Annotated in this window: 13 protein-coding genes; 5 read left to right on the forward strand and 8 right to left on the reverse strand. The window is 48.4% G+C overall.

Annotation, left to right across the window (positions count from 1 at the left end; genetic code table 11):
• Nucleotides 1-57: 57 nt before the first annotated feature.
• Nucleotides 58-984, forward strand: a complete 927-nt coding sequence (locus FN124_RS00530) for a helix-turn-helix transcriptional regulator (protein ID WP_142682844.1) — start codon at nucleotides 58-60, stop codon at nucleotides 982-984.
• Nucleotides 985-1,125: 141 nt separating this feature from the next.
• On the opposite strand, the gene FN124_RS00535 is transcribed toward FN124_RS00530, so the two are convergent.
• From FN124_RS00535 to FN124_RS00560, 6 genes are all read right to left on the reverse strand, one after another.
• Entirely contained in the window at nucleotides 1,126-1,437 is a 312-nt protein-coding gene (locus FN124_RS00535; protein ID WP_142682845.1) for a group II intron maturase-specific domain-containing protein, read from the reverse strand.
• A gap of 658 nt (nucleotides 1,438-2,095) precedes the next feature.
• Complete coding sequence (locus tag FN124_RS00540) at nucleotides 2,096-3,796, reverse strand: RagB/SusD family nutrient uptake outer membrane protein (protein ID WP_142682846.1); 1,701 nt, start codon at nucleotides 3,794-3,796, stop codon at nucleotides 2,096-2,098.
• An 11-nt stretch (nucleotides 3,797-3,807) separates the two neighbouring features.
• Nucleotides 3,808-7,134, reverse strand: a complete 3,327-nt coding sequence (locus FN124_RS00545) for a TonB-dependent receptor (RefSeq protein WP_142682847.1) — start codon at nucleotides 7,132-7,134, stop codon at nucleotides 3,808-3,810.
• A gap of 51 nt (nucleotides 7,135-7,185) precedes the next feature.
• On the reverse strand, nucleotides 7,186-8,421 hold the full coding sequence (locus tag FN124_RS00550) for a FecR family protein (protein WP_185937036.1): 1,236 nt from the start codon (nucleotides 8,419-8,421) through the stop codon (nucleotides 7,186-7,188).
• Nucleotides 8,422-8,570: 149 nt separating this feature from the next.
• Complete coding sequence (locus FN124_RS00555) at nucleotides 8,571-9,137, reverse strand: RNA polymerase sigma factor (protein ID WP_142682849.1); 567 nt, start codon at nucleotides 9,135-9,137, stop codon at nucleotides 8,571-8,573.
• A gap of 113 nt (nucleotides 9,138-9,250) precedes the next feature.
• A complete protein-coding gene (locus FN124_RS00560; protein ID WP_142682850.1) occupies nucleotides 9,251-11,239 on the reverse strand; it encodes an FAD-dependent oxidoreductase in 1,989 nt (662 codons plus the stop codon).
• Between the two features lie 141 nt (nucleotides 11,240-11,380).
• Between FN124_RS00560 and folD the strand changes: the two genes are divergently transcribed.
• Complete coding sequence (gene folD, locus FN124_RS00565; RefSeq protein ID WP_142682851.1) at nucleotides 11,381-12,232, forward strand: bifunctional methylenetetrahydrofolate dehydrogenase/methenyltetrahydrofolate cyclohydrolase FolD; 852 nt, start codon at nucleotides 11,381-11,383, stop codon at nucleotides 12,230-12,232.
• Nucleotides 12,233-12,356: 124 nt separating this feature from the next.
• Nucleotides 12,357-12,860: a DinB family protein gene (locus tag FN124_RS00570; RefSeq protein ID WP_142682852.1), complete on the forward strand. Its 504-nt coding sequence runs from the start codon at nucleotides 12,357-12,359 to the stop codon at nucleotides 12,858-12,860.
• 6 nt (nucleotides 12,861-12,866) lie between these two features.
• Here FN124_RS00570 and FN124_RS00575 read toward each other — a convergent pair whose 3' ends face one another.
• Complete coding sequence (locus FN124_RS00575) at nucleotides 12,867-13,460, reverse strand: porin family protein (protein WP_142682853.1); 594 nt, start codon at nucleotides 13,458-13,460, stop codon at nucleotides 12,867-12,869.
• Between the two features lie 126 nt (nucleotides 13,461-13,586).
• On the reverse strand, nucleotides 13,587-14,696 hold the full coding sequence (locus FN124_RS00580) for a Gfo/Idh/MocA family protein (protein ID WP_142682854.1): 1,110 nt from the start codon (nucleotides 14,694-14,696) through the stop codon (nucleotides 13,587-13,589).
• 189 nt (nucleotides 14,697-14,885) lie between these two features.
• Here FN124_RS00580 and FN124_RS00585 point away from each other — a divergent pair, with 189 nt between their 5' ends.
• The gene (locus FN124_RS00585) at nucleotides 14,886-15,875 is read left to right on the forward strand and encodes an amidohydrolase family protein (RefSeq protein ID WP_142682855.1); all 990 of its coding nucleotides are present in this window, start codon (nucleotides 14,886-14,888) and stop codon (nucleotides 15,873-15,875) included.
• Between the two features lie 9 nt (nucleotides 15,876-15,884).
• The gene (locus FN124_RS00590) at nucleotides 15,885-16,745 is read left to right on the forward strand and encodes a helix-turn-helix domain-containing protein (RefSeq protein WP_142682856.1); all 861 of its coding nucleotides are present in this window, start codon (nucleotides 15,885-15,887) and stop codon (nucleotides 16,743-16,745) included.
• The last annotated feature ends 41 nt before the right edge of the window (nucleotides 16,746-16,786 follow it).

Below are 16,786 nucleotides of genomic sequence, written 5' to 3' on the forward strand. Positions count from 1 at the left end.
CCCGCAATTCCGGCAGATAACGCTTGAGGAACTCTCATCAACGCAAAAAGAAGTATTATGATCCGCAGATGCCAGGTAACCCGTAACGCAGATCAGCCTCCTGTACAGGAAAAACAACTGCATATACAAGACCCTTCCGGCTTTCGCATACAGCTGGAAGAGATCTCTTTTAACGGGTTGGATCTCCGCTGGGGCAGTTATGTGAACCACGAGCCACGGGTGCTTTCTTTCAGGCCGGATAAAAAGGCCATCGTATCGCATTTCAGGATACAGGATGCTGGTGCGGCCAGCACACATACCATCAGGGAAAAACAATTCGTGGTATACCGTGAATCGCCGGAATCACATGAGCTTTACATTCCCCCTACGAACCATAAAACACGCTCTTTTTTTGAACTGATTGTTACCGACGATTTCTTTGATCATATTTTCACTGAGGAAAGCCGGTTTTTGGAACGTTTCCGGCAATATCACACCTTTAACATCCCTTCACAGGAATTTACCGCGCAAATGTTACCGGCCATGCACCATATCATCAACGATATGCAACATGCCCCATACAGCGGTGCGCTGAAGGCCACTTACCTGGAAACCAAAGCCACGGAGCTGTTCCTTATGCAGGTACTGCAACTGGATCAGCCATTGCCTGCCGCAACAGGCCTGTCGGCTGCCGATATAGAAAGGCTTCACAGTATCAAACATTACATCGATGCGCACTATGAACAGCCGCTTTCCATAATAGAGCTGGCCCGTACAGCCGGCATTAACCAGATGAAGCTGAAAAACGGCTTTAAAGCCCTGTTCAACAACACGGTGTTCGGCTATATTTCCGGGCTGAGGATGCAGGAAGCCAAACGGTTACTGCTGGAAGAAAAAATGTATGTAAACGAGGTGGCCGACAGGATGGGCTATAAATATCCGCACCACTTTACCGCAGCCTTCCGGAAAAAATTCGGCCTGCTTCCGAAAGACCTCAGAAACTAAGCTGCCCGCTGTAAATACAACGGGCAGCCGGAAAAAATATCACGAAATCATCTCCGGAAATCAGTAAGTAAACCCGGGCATCTCAGCCCGAGATTCTGTTAGAACCGTGCGTAACAGTCTCCCGTTACACGGCTCCGGTTATCAAATCGTTGGTTTCGATCCTAAGAGTGCCCAGTGGGCAAAGAGCGTGGGCTGTCGGACGGATATTCCGTGCAACCACCGTATCGCTTTCATTTCACTGGCTCTCAGGTGCTTGTATTTTCGTCTTGCCCGGCGCGCAAGTTTTACATTGACTATGTGCATATAATTCACAAGTGTTGCTTTGTAAAATTTACTGTAGTAATTAATCCAGCCGGTTAATACCGGATTGATCTCTGCCGCTACTTCCTGCAATGTATTCGTCGTTCGTTTCAGCACTTCCCATTTACCCATCTTCTCATTCATCGAGCGCATCGACCCAATGCTTACTGCCGGTAGCCAGTTGGTAAACCAAACTCCACGTTGACTATTTCGCGCCAATCATGGTTTGAAGGTGTAGCCAGGGAAGTCGAAAGACATTTTCGTTACTCCTTGTTGCCTCCTGTTGCTATCCTTGCAGTAGACCTCCTGGGTTTTCTCTGGATGCAGTTCTAACCCACATGTTTTCAGTCGATCACTTAACGATGCTTTCAGGTTTACCGCTTCTACCATACTTCCACAATGAATTGCAGCTTGATATTTTCTCTTAACATGCCCGCGACAGGTTCTCCTGTTCCCGGTAAACGCCTGTGTTAAGATCACGCTGTCTATACGCCGGATGCCACAGCAACAGTAATCAGGTAACTTTGCTGCTTGTCCCAATGACGGTACTGGACATTGGTTTTGACATCTTCTTACCCTTTCGACGCCTCTATCGACAGTTCACAGTGTTCGTCTTCTTAACACACACCTGACATATTTAATATGCCTTTTCCTTTCATGCTCACTACCACAACTCTTAATTGCAGCAGCTGAAGGTGGTTTGAGGGCTGCTCCTGAAAACCGCCCCCGATGGGCCTGCCATCATCATTTACCCAGCATTGAATATCTATGATCAAAGAACTAATTTGATAACAGCATTCATTCAGGACACTCAATACCCCGGATTTTGTACTATCAACGGATCTGTTTGTGTTTCTATATAAGGGATTGGCCACAGGTAATCCCTTGTGGCATTAAACGTGCGCACTTCTATTACCCGCATATCTGCCCTGTTGGGTACTGCACTGTAATCAGCAATACCGTTGGCATCTATCTTCGGGGCGGCAGCCAGCAGCCCCCTGGGCACACGCCCGTATAACGGGCCTTTCATTACTTTATCAGCAATTTTCCACCGGCGGATATCAAACATCCGGAACCCTTCCATGGCCAGTTCATACAGCCGCTCCTTCCTTACTGCAGAGCGTAAGGCCGCCTGGGTGCTTCCAGGCGGGATCACCGGCATATTTACGCCAGGCCTGCCCCTCACCGCATTGATGGCCTGGTATACCGTGCCATCCAGCTCATTGGCCTCTATCTTCGCTTCTGCATAAATAAGCAGGATCTCTGCATACCGCGCCAGGATGATGCTCAGGGTCGACTGCCGCGTGTTGTCTTTATCTTTCAGATCCACATACTTACGCCAGCAATAACCGCTGAAAGATGCATAGGCATTGGTGGCATCCTGGTTGGCAATCCGGGTAGCCGGCGTAGTATTGTAATTCCAGCACATGAGACTGTCCTTATGCGTTTCAAACTGGTAATTAAAAAATACAGATCCCGGCAGCGCAATGGTGTAGCCCAGCCGCGGATCACGGTTGGCAAAAGGTTGCTGCGGGTTGAACAACGGCGACTGATCGATGGTGAGGCCATCGGTACATTCGTAGCTGTCGACCAGCGACTGTGTCGGGATCTTATTCGAAGCGCCGCCGGCATTCCTGCACAGCAGCGGGTATGGCCCGGCCCAGTTGATAACCGGCAGCTGGTATTGCAGGGCCATGATCACTTCAGGTGAATTTTTTCCGTCGTAGCTGAATAACCGGGGATAGCTGTCGTCCAGCCTGTACACGTTCAGATCCATCACTGCTTTGGCTGCATCCGCGGCAACTTTCCACTGTTCATTATACAGCGCAGCCCTTGCTTTTATGGTGAGTGCGGCGCCTTTGGTGGCACGACCGTAATCAGTAGCGGTATAGCTAACCGGCAACGAGGCGGCTGCACTATCCAGCTCATCGAATACAAATTTAAGCACGGCTGCTTTTTCGCTTCGGGGTACCTGTGAATTTTCCAGTGTAAGCGTATGCGTTACCAATGGCACGCCACCAAACATCGCCAACAACTGCTGGTACATAAATGCACGTACAAAACGGGTTTCCCCCATGCTGCGCCTGTACAGCACCGGGTCGGTTACCGGCCGTACCTTCTCTGCATTGTCCAGTATATAGTTGCATCGTCCTATCACTTTATAGTATGCAGTCCATATGCCTTGTGTAAATGTATTGTTGGCATCGTGGTTTCCCATGCCTATTTTCTGCAGGTCGCTGTTATTCCGTTCGTAGCCGATATCGCTGGCAGCATCAAACAGCAGCACCGGTGGAAAACCATCCAGTTGTGACGGATCAGCGTCTTTGTCATTTGGTTTATTCAACCCTTTATACAGGCCGTTTACTGCTACCAGCAATTCGTCCTGGTTATTAAAAAAAGCGTCATCGGAAGGACCATTTAAAGGATCTTTATCGAGATATGATTTGTTACAGGCAAATGTACCTGTAAGGGCTACAGCCACGATCACCCAACAAGTGAAATACTTTCTCATGATTGCTGTTTTTAGAAATTTACATTAACGCCAAAACTGTACACCTTTACAATGGCATAGCTATCGGCCACGCCCACAGCAGTTTCCACATCGTATCCTTTCCAGAATTTACTGGCGGTAAACAGGTTGGAGCCGTTTACAAACACCCGCAGGCTGTTGAGCCGTACTGCCTTTACCAGGTGGGCTGGCAGGGTATACCCCATCTGCAGGTTCTTCAGGCGCAGGTAGGCCGCGCTCTTCATCCAGAAGCTGGAGATCTGCTGGTTGTTGGTACCGCCAAATACCAGCCTGGGAAATGCGGCATCCTTGTGTTCCGGTGTCCAGTAATCCTTGAAGCGTTCCTGTGCCGTACCGCCAACGGAGCTTACATAGAACGGCATGATACCGGCGCCATAGATCAGGCCGTCTACCTTCCCTACTCCCTGCAGGAAAGCGCCTATATCGAAGCCTTTCCACGATGCGTTCAGGTTAACGCCATAGGTATAGCGGGGCACTGTGTTACCGAGGATCACTTTATCGCTTTCATTGATAATGCCGTCGCCGTTCTGGTCTTTGTATTTGATATCACCTGGTGCAATAGTACCAAACTGTGTAGCATGTTTGGCCACTTCATCATCGCTCTGAAAAAATCCTTCTGCCTGCAGGCCGAAAATTGAGTTCACCGGGTATCCTTCCCTGCTCACCGTTACGGCCGACTGGTTAATACCGTGCATGTCCACTACTTTATTTATCACATCAGAAACGTTAACGCCGATGTTATATTTAAAATCGCGTATTTTCCCGTCGTAATTAAGGCCCAGCTCCCAGCCTTTGTTACTTACCTTACCCGCGTTCTGGTAAGGTGCCTTTAATCCTGTTATCAACGGAATATTGAGCAGCAGCAGGATATCTTTTGTTTTGCTTACATAATAATCTGCTGTTATGGAGAGATGGGAAAACAGGGTTACATCAAATCCTACATCACTCATCTCGGTACTTTCCCAGGTGATATTCTTATTCGCCAGTGCATCCAGCATGGCCGTATTTACAATTTGCCCGCCTATCACATAAGGACTCAGGTTCACTACCGTAGCCGAAGGATAGGTGCCAATGTTCTGGTTCCCCAGCCGGCCCCATGATGCACGCAGCTTCAGTTCATTCACCGCCGGTTTCAGCGACGCCATAAACGGTTCTTCCGAAATACGCCATCCCGCGGAAGCGGATGGGAACACGCCCCATTTGCGGCCCTCTGCAAAACGGGAGGATCCGTCGTAACGGGTATTTATCTCCAGCAAATATTTTTCCTTATAGTTATAATTGATCCTGCCGAAAAAAGAGCGCAGCGACCATTCCTCGCCGGTGCCGCTGTTGTTCATATTAATAGCAGATCCGGCATTCAGCACAGGATAATCGGGCAGAATATAGTTATCCCTGTATGCAGAAAATGAGTCGCGGCGATAGCTGTTCTGCTCAGCGCCTGCCAGTATCTTCAGATCATGCACGCCAATTTTCTTCTGAAAGGTGAGCGTACCACGCAGGTTATTATAAAACTCCCGCTGGCTGGAAACATCCAGGGTACTTACCTGTGGCTGTTTATAGCTGGGGGTGCCATCCGGGTGATAGGTTTGCAGCACTTTGTTAAACTTGTTCCTGTAGGTTTGCACATATTTAGGTGCAATGTTAATGGAAGCGGTAAGCCATTCTACCGGTTGATAATTCAGGGAGGTATTAATGCTGCCCCAGGGCGCGCTTACCCGGTTCAAACCGCCGATCTTTGCGGCTGCAGCAGGATTGGCTCCTACCCATCCTTCGCCGGTGGTGCCATTGGAATTTACCGCGAGCTGGTTAGGGGAAATATTGTTCATGTAGGCAAACACCACATCGGCGCCCAGTGCAGGCTCCGTGGTAACAGGACTGATATACTGCAGATCGAACTGCATGTTTAACTTCTTCGAAAAAACAACATCGGTATTACTGCGTATGGTAAGGCGTTTAAACTCTGTATGGTCAATCACTCCTTTCTGATCGAAATACCCCAGCGATACCAGCATCTTTACTTTGTCTGTACCACCGTTTACTGTTAAGAAATGGCTTTGCTGAAAACCGGAGCCTGTGAGCACCGCTTTCTGCCAGTCGGTATTGGGCAGCGAATCGGAGCTGCCGTTGCCCTGGCGACGGTACTTCTCCAGTAATTCATCCGAATATAAAGGCGAGCGGCCGGAATTTTTATAGGCTTCGTTGGCGAGCAGCATATAATCCAGCGCATTGGTAAGCGCCGGCAGGTTGGTAGGTTTTTGCCAGCCCACATAATTGTTATAGTTAACTGATAGCTTATTGCTTTTACCTCTTTTGGTGGTCACGAGTATTACGCCATTTGCAGCGCGTGAACCATAGATAGAGGCTGATGCCGCATCTTTAAGCACGGTAACCGAGGCGATCACATTGGGATCAATATTATTAATAGAACCTTCCACTCCATCTATAAGCACCAGCGGGTCGGGATTCTTCAGGGTGCCCCAGCCGCGGATACGCACTGTTCCACCATCTCCCCCCGGCTTACCGTTGCCCTGCGTAATGGTAACGCCGGGCATGGTGCCCTGGAGCCCTGCAGTGGTTTGGCCCACCGGCCTGGCGGCCAGCACTTCACCTGACACCGTAGCTACAGCGCCGGTCAGGTTTACTTTCTTCTGTGTACTGTATCCTACTACCACCACTTCCACCAATGATTTGGGGGTAACGGACAAAGGTATACGAAAAAAAATTTCGCCTTTTACCGGTTGCTGTTTAGTAAGATAGCCGATACTGGAAAAGGAGAGCACATCATCGTCTGTAACGCCAGGCAGGGAAAATTTCCCGTTCTCATCCGTGAGCACTCCTTTTGCCGTGCCTTTTATACCCACCGTTACACCGGGTAAACCTGTGCCGGCACTATCGGTAACAATACCGCTAATGGTTTTGGCCGGTGATCCGTTGGCGGGTGGTGGCAGCTTTGTGCCGGGCGCCGGGCTCTTTTTGATAACCACGGTGCCATACTTGATCAGGTAAGTCAGGGGCAGATCTTTCAGGCAGATCTTCAATGCTTCTTCCAGTGATTTGTTGGTGATATTCACGCTCAGTGGCGGTGTATCTGCCAGCAGCTTTTCATCGCATATAAACTGGTAACCGGTTTGTTTGCTGATGAGATCAAATACTTTGTCGAGCGGCATTTTGTTAACAGAGAGCTTCACGGTTTGTGCGCCGGCGTTAAGGGATGCAGCCAGCAGCAGCCAGGTGATGAGCCCCATCACCATCCATGTTCGTTGTGTAGCCGGCATACGGCTCCTCCTCCCGTGGGAGTGGGCAATAGTGAACAATTCCATACTACCTTTTGGTTGAGATTTAATAAATGATAAGTGGAGTAATGTCCTGGTTTAGTTTATAGTGACGGGCATTACGGTGATACGGTTTCCATTGATGGTGAAATGCACCCTTCCTGTTTGTTCCATTAATTCCAGCAGTTGCTCAATGTTTTCTTTGCGGGTCATACTGCCATACATCCTGATACCTGAAACATCGCCTTTGTATTCGATCTCCACATCATACCAGCGTGCAATCTGCCGCATGATCACCGGGATCTCGGCTTTGCGGAACCTGAACTGTCCTTCTTTCCAGGCCATCACTTCTTCCATTTCCGGATGGGTAATTAAAAAACGGTCTTCTTTCCCTGCTATACTCGCCTGCTGGCCGGGTTTCATCATAACCGAAGCAGCACCCTGTGTTACACGGACAGCGCCTTCCAGCAAGGTGGTTTTTATGCTGGCTTCATCGGCATAAGCCATTACATTAAACTGAGTGCCCAGCACTTTCACTTCAATGCCGGATGTTTGCACAATAAATGGCTTTTCCGCATGCTGTGCAATTTCAAAATATGCTTCGCCGGTGAGCATTACCGTTCTGCTGTTGCCGGTAAATGCAACGGGAAATTTCAGTGAAGAAGCAGCATTCATCCAAACCTGGCTGCCATCGGGTAATACCACCTGGTATTGCCCGCCTTTGGGTGTGCGGATGGTATTATACTCAGGAGCGGCGTTGCTGTTACCGTTGACAGCGTGATAAGCCAGCCGGCCACTGTCGAGTTTTATGATCTTTGTACTGCCCTGCTGGCCTACAGTGCCTGCGCCAGCTTCATCCAGCACAATAGTACTGCCATCTGCAAGGATCAGCTCTGCTTTATGACCACCCGGTTTTATCTCCGTACTTTTCTTCAGCACTAACGTTTTTGGCTGTACGTAATAATAGCGCCAGGTATAAACGCCCGCCAGGATACAAGCCAGCACTGCGGCCGCGGCCATTGTTCTATAAAAGGTGCGCAGATTTTTCCTGGAGAGATGGCGGAGGTTATCTTCTTCCGGCATCGCTTGCTGCGCAGTAATATCCGTTTCTCCAGGATCATCTCTCCGTACCAATGCCTGCCGTAATGCAGCAGTTGCCATCACTTTATCGAACTGCTGCTGTAAATCAGGGTCCGGAGGAGTGGTGTACCTGTTTTCCGCAAGTATGCCTGCAATCATTTCTTCCAGTGCCGGCCCGGTATGTTCCGTTTGCATCAATACCTGCAGGCGCCTGCTTTCCCCAGGGGTGAGCCGGTTGCCGAGATATTTCTCCAATAAATCTTTTAACTCATCATGTAACATAAAACCGGGTGCAAAAACAACACTCTCATGAAGGGTTGTAATAATAAAGACGAAAAAAGAATGAACGGGAATCCTTTATTACCGGAAAATTGTTATACTTCGTTTACCCGGTAACGTTATACTCATGTAACATGCTCCGCTCTTCTGCCCATATATTTCCGGATGGCTGCAATAGACCTTGCAATGTAATTTTTGGAAGTTACCCGGGAGATATTCATCTGCCGGGCAATTTCATCGTGCGACATGCCCTGGAAACGGCTCAGGCGGAAAGCCAGCTGCAGCTGGGTGGGCAACTGGTTAATAGCTGCATGCAGCTGGCCTTCTACATCTTTCAGCTCCAGTTTATCCTGTGCGGATGGAAGGTCGGATGCCATGGATACATGCTGCCCTTCTTCCTGTACAGTAGGTAATACCCTTTTCCTGAACTCATCCAGGATGAGATTCTTTGCGGTGGTATACAGGAAAGCATCGAAACGCTGTACTCCCTGCAACCGCTCCCGGTTCATCCATATTTTGATAAAGATCTCCTGTGTCAGGTCTTCTGCAAGCACAGGCGACCTAACAAACTGCAGGGCATTGGCGTACATCCGGCTCCAGTAATGGTTAAATAACCGCTGGAAGGCAGGCTGATCCCCTGCTGCCACACGCAGTAACAGCTCTTTTTCATTATGTGGACTATCTTTCGGCAAGGAAGGTCATGGAATTTATTACAAAATAATCATTTCGCGGAATTACCAGTATTTATAAAGACGGTAAAAAAAATAGCCCGAATCCTTCCTGCTTCTCTTTTTTACTTAAATATTCACCTGGGCACAAATAATACCGCATCTGCCGCCACAATCCCCTCTGTTTTGTGATTACCTATTTCCACATAGGCGCCGGTACCGGCCTTCAGCTGGTAGGTGCCCAGGCTTACCCATTCTCCCGATGTTTGCCCCTCTACTTTTATACTGGCTGCTGTAATTTCTACTTCTTTCACTGTGCTGCCATCAAACACCTTTACATGCGCATTGCCATCCAAACCGGGCAGGCGGGGCACATAGGTAAATACTTCATACTTACCGGCCCGCTCAATGGCCGGTGAAAAGCGCGCTGATTTGGGTACCGCCCCTTTGCTGTCGTCCGTGAGCATAGTAGGGCCATAACAGCCATGCACCATTTTTTTCCAGTCCCCTTTCACCGTTACATGCTGGGCATCGTTGTCGTCCACCAGTATTTCGGCAGGACTGTTATCTGCCAGCGGATTAGTGCGCAGCATAGTCTGCACTTTCTGTACATCTGCTTCCTGTACGGGAACACGCTGATCGATGGATACCACTGCTGCTGTGGCAGCGGACTGCGCCAGCACCATAAACACCGGCTCCATACGGATAGAGCCATAGGCAATATGCGAGGCCGATAAACAAACCGGTACCAGCACATTTTTTGCGTCTTCCGGCTTTGGGATAATAGACCTGTAAGATACCGGGTATGGCCCGAAGCCCCCTTTCTGCACATCTCCCTCATTTTTCACCATCCCATTTACCACTATGCGCTGGCAGTTATGGGAGTCCATTGTATAAGCGGCCATCCCCACGGCATCATTTACTTTTTCCCGGCCTTCGCAATTGGCCTGGGTCATCACGTAAGCGCCTATCATACGTCTTGCTTCACGTATATACAGCTGCGGCGACCAGTGCCCATTGTCGGTGTACTCATCTTTCGGGTATCCCCATTGCAACATTTCCTTACGGAGATGGGCGGGTATCCGTTCATCATGCCCTATAAAATATAGCAGCCCTTTAGTATAAAGCTCGTGCTCACGTACGATCTCTTTCCGGGTAGCGGGATCTGCTTCCGGGTAGTTGTAGTTCGTCCCGATCATATCAGTGGAAAAAGCCCCGTAATTGTTGATGTCCGTTTTCCCGTTGGGCATGAGGTCTATCTTGAGATTGGGTTTCAGCGCTTCCGGTTTGGTGGCGTTCAGGAGACGGATCAGGAGCTCATAGCGCGACGGATCATAGTCTTCCGGTTTGGTAATAGGAATACGGTTTTCCGGGCGGTTGCTCAGGCATATCCTGAAATTATACGCCTGTACCTTTTTATCGCCGGAGCCTTGCGCTGCCAGCGTTTCGCTGCTGATACCCCATAACAGTCCGCTTTCAGGCTTGCCTGGTATTTTGTACGGGTCCACCCCATCGGGGAACTGGTGTTTATCGAGGAGCTGCACGCCGTTATAGGTTTCCTGGTACTGCGCGTTGGCTTCCCGGCCTATTGTATAGGAGATACCGGCTTTTGCCATCAGGTCGCCTTCATAGGAGCAATCTATAAACATTTTGGCTTTCACCACCTGGGCAGCGGGGCCGTCTACTGTTATTTCCGTAACATACCCGTTTTGTTTTACTGCCTTGCTGATAGTATACCCATAAAGTACCTCTACGCCGGCAGCTTTGATATACTGCTGGAAGATAGCCTCCGCAACGTGAGGCTCAAAGATCCACTGTTCCAGTTTCCCGTAATGGGCGCCGATCCGGCGGTAAAAATCGCGCGATAACCCGGTGATGGCATATTTGTTACCAATATCGGTATAGCCCAATCCACCGGATGTAAGGCCTCCCAGGTGTTTTTCCGGTGATACCAGCAATACTGTTTTGTGTAACTGTTTTGCCGTATAAGCTGCTATTACCCCCGCAGAGGTGCCGCCGTATACGCAGATATCCACCTCCCTGGGAGGAGCCATAAATCCGTAACTGCCAAGCGGAAGGAGATAAGCTGTACATAAAACGAGGATAGAAAAGAGTTTGATTTTCATACGTGAATAAATAACCGCCCTTTGGAAGACCGCTATATGTATAAAGACGGAAAAAAATGTAACAGGAATGCGTCTGCATGAAAAAAAATTATGACAGCCGCTTAGTATCTTTGTGATCTTCTACAAGATAAACACCTGCATATGACAGCTACGACAATACTGCTCGACGGAAAAGCATTATCCAAACAAATGGAAGCGGAATTAAAGACCAGGGTGCAGCGCATCATTGAAAAAACGGGGGTAGTGCCGGTACTGGCCACCATCCTTGTAGGCGATGATCCCTCCTCTGAAGTATATGTGAAAATGAAAGGCAATGCGTGTGAGCGGGTGGGGATGACTTCCGTAAAAGCACATCTGCCCAAAGAAACCACTACAGCAGAGCTAGTGGACACCATCCGGCAACTGAATACCGATCCCCGGATCTGCGGCATTCTTTTACAACACCCCGTTCCCCACCAGATTGATGAAAGGGCTTGTTTTGATAAAATAGATATTGATAAAGATGTAGATGGAGTCACCTGCCTGGGATTTGGCCGGATGTCGATGAGCGAGCCAGCCTATGGCAGCGCCACTCCTGCAGGCATTATGAAGCTGCTGAAGCATTACCAGCTGCCCCTTGCCGGCAAACATGCAGTGGTAGTGGGCCGGAGCCCCATCCTGGGTAAGCCGGTAGCCATGATGCTGCTGAATGAAAATGCTACCGTTACCATTTGCCACTCCCGCACTAATAATTTACCGGAGCTGATCAGGCAGGCCGACATTATAGTGGGCGCTGTAGGGAAGCCTGAATTTATAAAAGCGGAATGGATAAAAGACAACGCTATTGTAGTAGATGCCGGCTATCACAAAGGGGGCATCGGTGATATAGAACTTACCCCGCTGGTGAACCGGGTAGCCGCTTACACCCCCGTACCGGGTGGCGTTGGCCCAATGACCATTGCAACGCTGATTGCACAAACAGTGGAATCTGCCGAAAAAAAAATGTTGTCCTGATATAAAAACGGCTGCGGGCAACTAATACCCCCAGCCGTTTTTGTCCCCTTTTGCCCGCCTGATTGTCGTATTCTCCCCCGCTTTGTACGGATATATCCACTTAAGTTTGTGGAAAAGGAAATCTATGAGACAAGAACTGCTCCGCGAGGTAACTACCACCGGTGATACCCTTCAACAGCTACTCAATTCTTTTAGCGAGGAACAACTGAATACCGCGCCCTTTGAAGGCAGCTGGACAGCAGCGCAGGTGGCATCACATATCTGCAAAGCCGGCGATTGCGAAGTATTGTATGGCAGTACTGCGCCTTCCAACCGTCAACCGGATGAAAAGATACCCGCTGTGAAATCCGTCTTCCTGAACTTCGATACTAAAATGAGCTCACCAGAATTTATACGGCCTGACGAGGGGCATCTTCCCAAAGAATCGGTACTGAAGGATACTGCTGCCATCTGGGAAAAACTGACCACTGCCGCCAATACGGTAAATCTTACTGAAGAATGTACCAGCTTTGAAGTGCCTGGTTTCGGGCCGTTTACACGTCTGGAATGGATCCAGTTTATTAACATCCATACGCAAAGGCATATACACCAGTTGCAACGTATATACAATACCGTTGTAAAGGCTTAAAGCAGCTTATTTAATATTCACGCCAATGCCGATTTGTGCCTGCCGGGTTTTCCATTGGTAGCGGTCATCGATATCGTTCACATTCGTAAGGCCCAGTACATAACGGGCATAAACGTGCAGTATATCGAAGGTGAGTGTAGCGCCGGCAGCCACGCCAAAGTCGCTGCGCTTGAAAGCGTTACGGTCGTAGGTCAGGAGATTTTCATTATCGTAGAACAGGAAGCTGTATTGCGGGCCTGCGTTAACAGTAATCAATTTATTTACATTATAACGTAACAGCAGTGGTAAGGTAATATAGCTGAGCTTTATGGTTTTATTCGCGTTGTCGTTACTGGTATGGATATATTTTGCACTGAAATCGTCGCCGCGTTTTGGGGCTACCTGTGAAAACAGGAGCTCCGGCTGCAGGCCCCATTTCTTTGAAAAATCATATTCGGCATATACACCTAATCTTCCGCCCAGCGTATAATTTGATTTAATGCCCGCCCCATCCAGTTTAAACATGTTCAGATCCGCCTTGATGCCATAATGCAGTTCCTGCGCGCCGGCAGTACCCGCAAGGCAAACCAGCAACAATACTGTCAATAGTCGTTTTTTCATAGCTGATGATTTTGACTATAAAGAAACGAATTGATCAGATGCGAATTGCTGCAGGCAGACCACTAATAGATGATCCTGCTGTTTTTCACTATCACGCCGGATATTTTCTCGGCAGATCCCCCCGGGTCATGACAGGTTAAGGTCTACTTTCTTCCCGGTTTTAACTGCCTGGTAGATGGCATCAATAATTTTAAGGTCTTTTACCGCTTCTTCTCCATCTACCGCAACTACCGGTTGTTTTCCTTCCAGGATGATCCCGGCCATTTCTTCCATCTGCACAGTCTGATGGGTAACATGGGGCTGGGTAAGCTCTCCTTTATTGGTACGCCCGCGGATAGGGCCATAGCCTGTGGATGGTTGCATTTCTGCAAATCCTTTTTCACCGTTGAGATAAAAGCGGTCCAGGTAGTTCATGTTATAGGTGGACAGGCAAGAGGCAACTGCCCCGCCAGGGAAGCCCAACTGAAACTGGATGGTTTCATCCACCCCTTCTTTAAACTTCACGGGGTCGGTTCTTGTTTCCTGGGCCGTTACCCATATGGGCTCTTCTCCAATCATATACCGGGAGCCGTTAATAGCATAAATGCCGATATCCATTAAAGAGCCGCCGCCGGCCAGTTCTTTGTTGAGCCGCCATTGGGTGGGATCGCCAATACGGAAACCGCATTGCCCCTGGAAGAACATGATTTTTCCGAAATCGCCGTTCTTACGCATACGGATCACTTCCAGTGTTTTGGGCTCAAAATGCATGCGATAGCCCACCAGTAATTTTACATTGGCTTTTTTGCAGGCGGCTATCATTTCCTGGCCCTGCCTGGCATTCAATGCCATGGGCTTTTCGCAGATCACGTGTTTGCCTGCGGCTGCTATACGGATCGCCTCGTCGTGATGCAGGGCATTTGGTGTGGTAATGTATACCGCATCAATATCTTTATTATCTTTTATTCGGTCGAAGTTTTCGTAGTTGTAGCAGTTTTTTTCGGGGATAGAGAACCGGCTCTGCCAGTCCTTTATTTTAGATGGCGTACCACTGATCACGCCTACCAGTTTTGCTTTTACGCAGGCCTGCATAGCCTCTGCCACGCGGGTACCGTAACTGCCTAATCCCATGATAGCTACCCGTAGTACCGGGCCATCATAGTTTCCAAAGTCCTTGGCCCAGCCGGCAAGTGGCATCAGGGGCAGCACCATAGCGGAGGCGGCAATTTTTTGTATGAAGTTGCGACGAGTGTTCATGACGGGAGATTTGGGTTTCATTTGATACCTTAATAATACAAAAATTATTAGTAGGATGCGGAGAAAAGTAAATGCATATCATAAATACCTATTCATTAATTTACCGCGAATTGTGCTATCATCACCGCAGGTTGATCATTGATGATGCACACATACTGTTATTCCTTTGCATTATTCAAATCTGTCAAAATGAGAATAGTAGCTATAGAAGAACATGTATCATTCCCGGAGATGACCCGTCATCTTCCTGCAGATATATCAGATAAACAAACGCCGTCCGCTGCCGCCACTCAAATGATGCCTAAACTGGCTGATATTTCAGGCGAACGTTTAAACGCGATGGACGGGTCCGGAATATCCATGCAGGTATTATCGGTTGAAAATACGGATGTAAACCTGTTAAACAGCACCAATGCCCCCGCATTTGCTGCAAGGTATAATGATCTGCTGGCGGAAAAAATCAAAGATTATCCCAACAGGTTCACTGCATTTGCACATCTTCCCATGACAGCACCGTTGGCTGCGGCTGATGAGCTTGAGCGCACGGTGATGTCTTACGGTTTTCGCGGGGCAATGATCAGGGGACTTACCAACGGCGAATTCCTGGATGCTCCTAAATTTACACCGGTTTTTGAAAGAGCCGAAAAATTGAGGGTTCCCATTTATATTCATCCCGGCGTTCCTCCTAAAACAGTGATGGATGCTTATTACAGCAACGTTGGCGGCCATACAGGCCCTTTTGATGCCATTGCCTGCTGGGGATGGGGCTGGCATTCAGAAACCGCGATCCATGTGTTACGGCTGCTGGCGGCAGGTGTCTTTGACAGGTACCCTGGGTTAAAAATAATCATCGGTCATATGGGCGAAATGTTACCCATGATGTGGGCACGATCAGACAGGGCCTTTCAACCCGGCAATGGCGGATATAATCAACGGACATTAATCGATACTTTCCGGCAGCAACTATATATTACTACCAGTGGCTTTTTTACACAGCCCCCACTCCGGATTGCGCTGGACACTATTGGAATAGACAATATTATATTTTCCGTCGATTATCCTTTCAGCAATAACCAGATGGGTATTGATTTTTTGAATGAGATCCAGCTTCCCCCGGAACAGGCGGAGAAGATTGCACATGGGAATGCGGATAAATTACTTGGGCTGCAGGTATCATAAACTTAAAGCATGAACAGTATTCCGGTACATAAATTACAGGACAGAACCCACCGGGCCTTTTTACTCAAACCTTTCACAGGGAAAGAATCAGATCATAAACAATCTGAATACCTTGGAGCGCACCGGGATGATCATTACATATTCTATATATTGCTGGAAGGCGCTGGCTCAACGGTAGTGGACTTTGAGGAAAAAATCGTTCGTGCGAACCAGTTATATTATATTCTGCCTGAACAGATCCACTACCGGATTAAAACAGGTAAAGCAAAAGGATGGTTCATCGCTACAGATCCTTCATTAATAGACCCTGCCTGTCGCAATGCTTTCGAAAACTGGCTGGGTTTCCAGAAGCCTGTTACTTTATCGCGTAGCGATACGCATGATTATGACCAGCTCCTTAACATCATTTATCGTAAAATGACTTCCGGCAATGTAAATTTAACAGTGCTGTATTCGTTGATTCGCTCATTCCTTGAAATGGCGGCAGATACCATCCGGGGCGCAGAAGACACTGATACAAAAGGTTCAAGACACGCGGAAATATCTCTTAAATTCAAAAAACTATTAAACGAAAATATAAGAAAATACAAAGGTCCTTCCGATTATGCCCGTATGCTTCATATTTCAGAATCATATCTTAATGAATCCTTAAAGAAAATAACCGGTTCTCCCGTTTCATTCTGGATAAAATACAAAGTCATTATCGAGGCCAAACGGCTGTTATACTTCAGCAACCTGAACGTAAAGCAGATAGCTGATGATCTGGGCTTTGAGAACTATTCTTATTTTTCCCGGTTGTTTTGTAAGGAAACGGGGATGACGGCGCTTACATTCCGTAAAAAGTTCAAGGATTCAAACAGCCAGCTTTAAGATGGGGCAACAAACAAAAAAGCCGCTCCCGGTAACCCCGG

Source organism: Chitinophaga polysaccharea (assembly GCF_902150045.1).
GTDB classification, from domain to species: Bacteria; Bacteroidota; Bacteroidia; order Chitinophagales; family Chitinophagaceae; genus Chitinophaga; species Chitinophaga polysaccharea_A.

Excerpts from the sequence above, each read along its gene's own strand:
- FN124_RS00590 (WP_142682856.1), top strand. The coding sequence starts at position 15,885 with ATGAACAGTATTCCGGTACATAAATTACAGGACAGAACCCACCGGGCC.
- FN124_RS00560 (WP_142682850.1), bottom strand. The coding sequence starts at position 11,239 with ATGAAAATCAAACTCTTTTCTATCCTCGTTTTATGTACAGCTTATCTC.
- FN124_RS00530 (WP_142682844.1), top strand. The coding sequence starts at position 58 with ATGATCCGCAGATGCCAGGTAACCCGTAACGCAGATCAGCCTCCTGTA.
- FN124_RS00535 (WP_142682845.1), bottom strand. The coding sequence starts at position 1,437 with ATGCGCTCGATGAATGAGAAGATGGGTAAATGGGAAGTGCTGAAACGA.
- FN124_RS00580 (WP_142682854.1), bottom strand. The coding sequence starts at position 14,696 with ATGAACACTCGTCGCAACTTCATACAAAAAATTGCCGCCTCCGCTATG.
- FN124_RS00570 (WP_142682852.1), top strand. The coding sequence starts at position 12,357 with ATGAGACAAGAACTGCTCCGCGAGGTAACTACCACCGGTGATACCCTT.
- FN124_RS00545 (WP_142682847.1), bottom strand. The coding sequence starts at position 7,134 with ATGGAATTGTTCACTATTGCCCACTCCCACGGGAGGAGGAGCCGTATG.
- FN124_RS00540 (WP_142682846.1), bottom strand. The coding sequence starts at position 3,796 with ATGAGAAAGTATTTCACTTGTTGGGTGATCGTGGCTGTAGCCCTTACA.
- FN124_RS00585 (WP_142682855.1), top strand. The coding sequence starts at position 14,886 with ATGAGAATAGTAGCTATAGAAGAACATGTATCATTCCCGGAGATGACC.
- folD (WP_142682851.1), top strand. The coding sequence starts at position 11,381 with ATGACAGCTACGACAATACTGCTCGACGGAAAAGCATTATCCAAACAA.
- FN124_RS00575 (WP_142682853.1), bottom strand. The coding sequence starts at position 13,460 with ATGAAAAAACGACTATTGACAGTATTGTTGCTGGTTTGCCTTGCGGGT.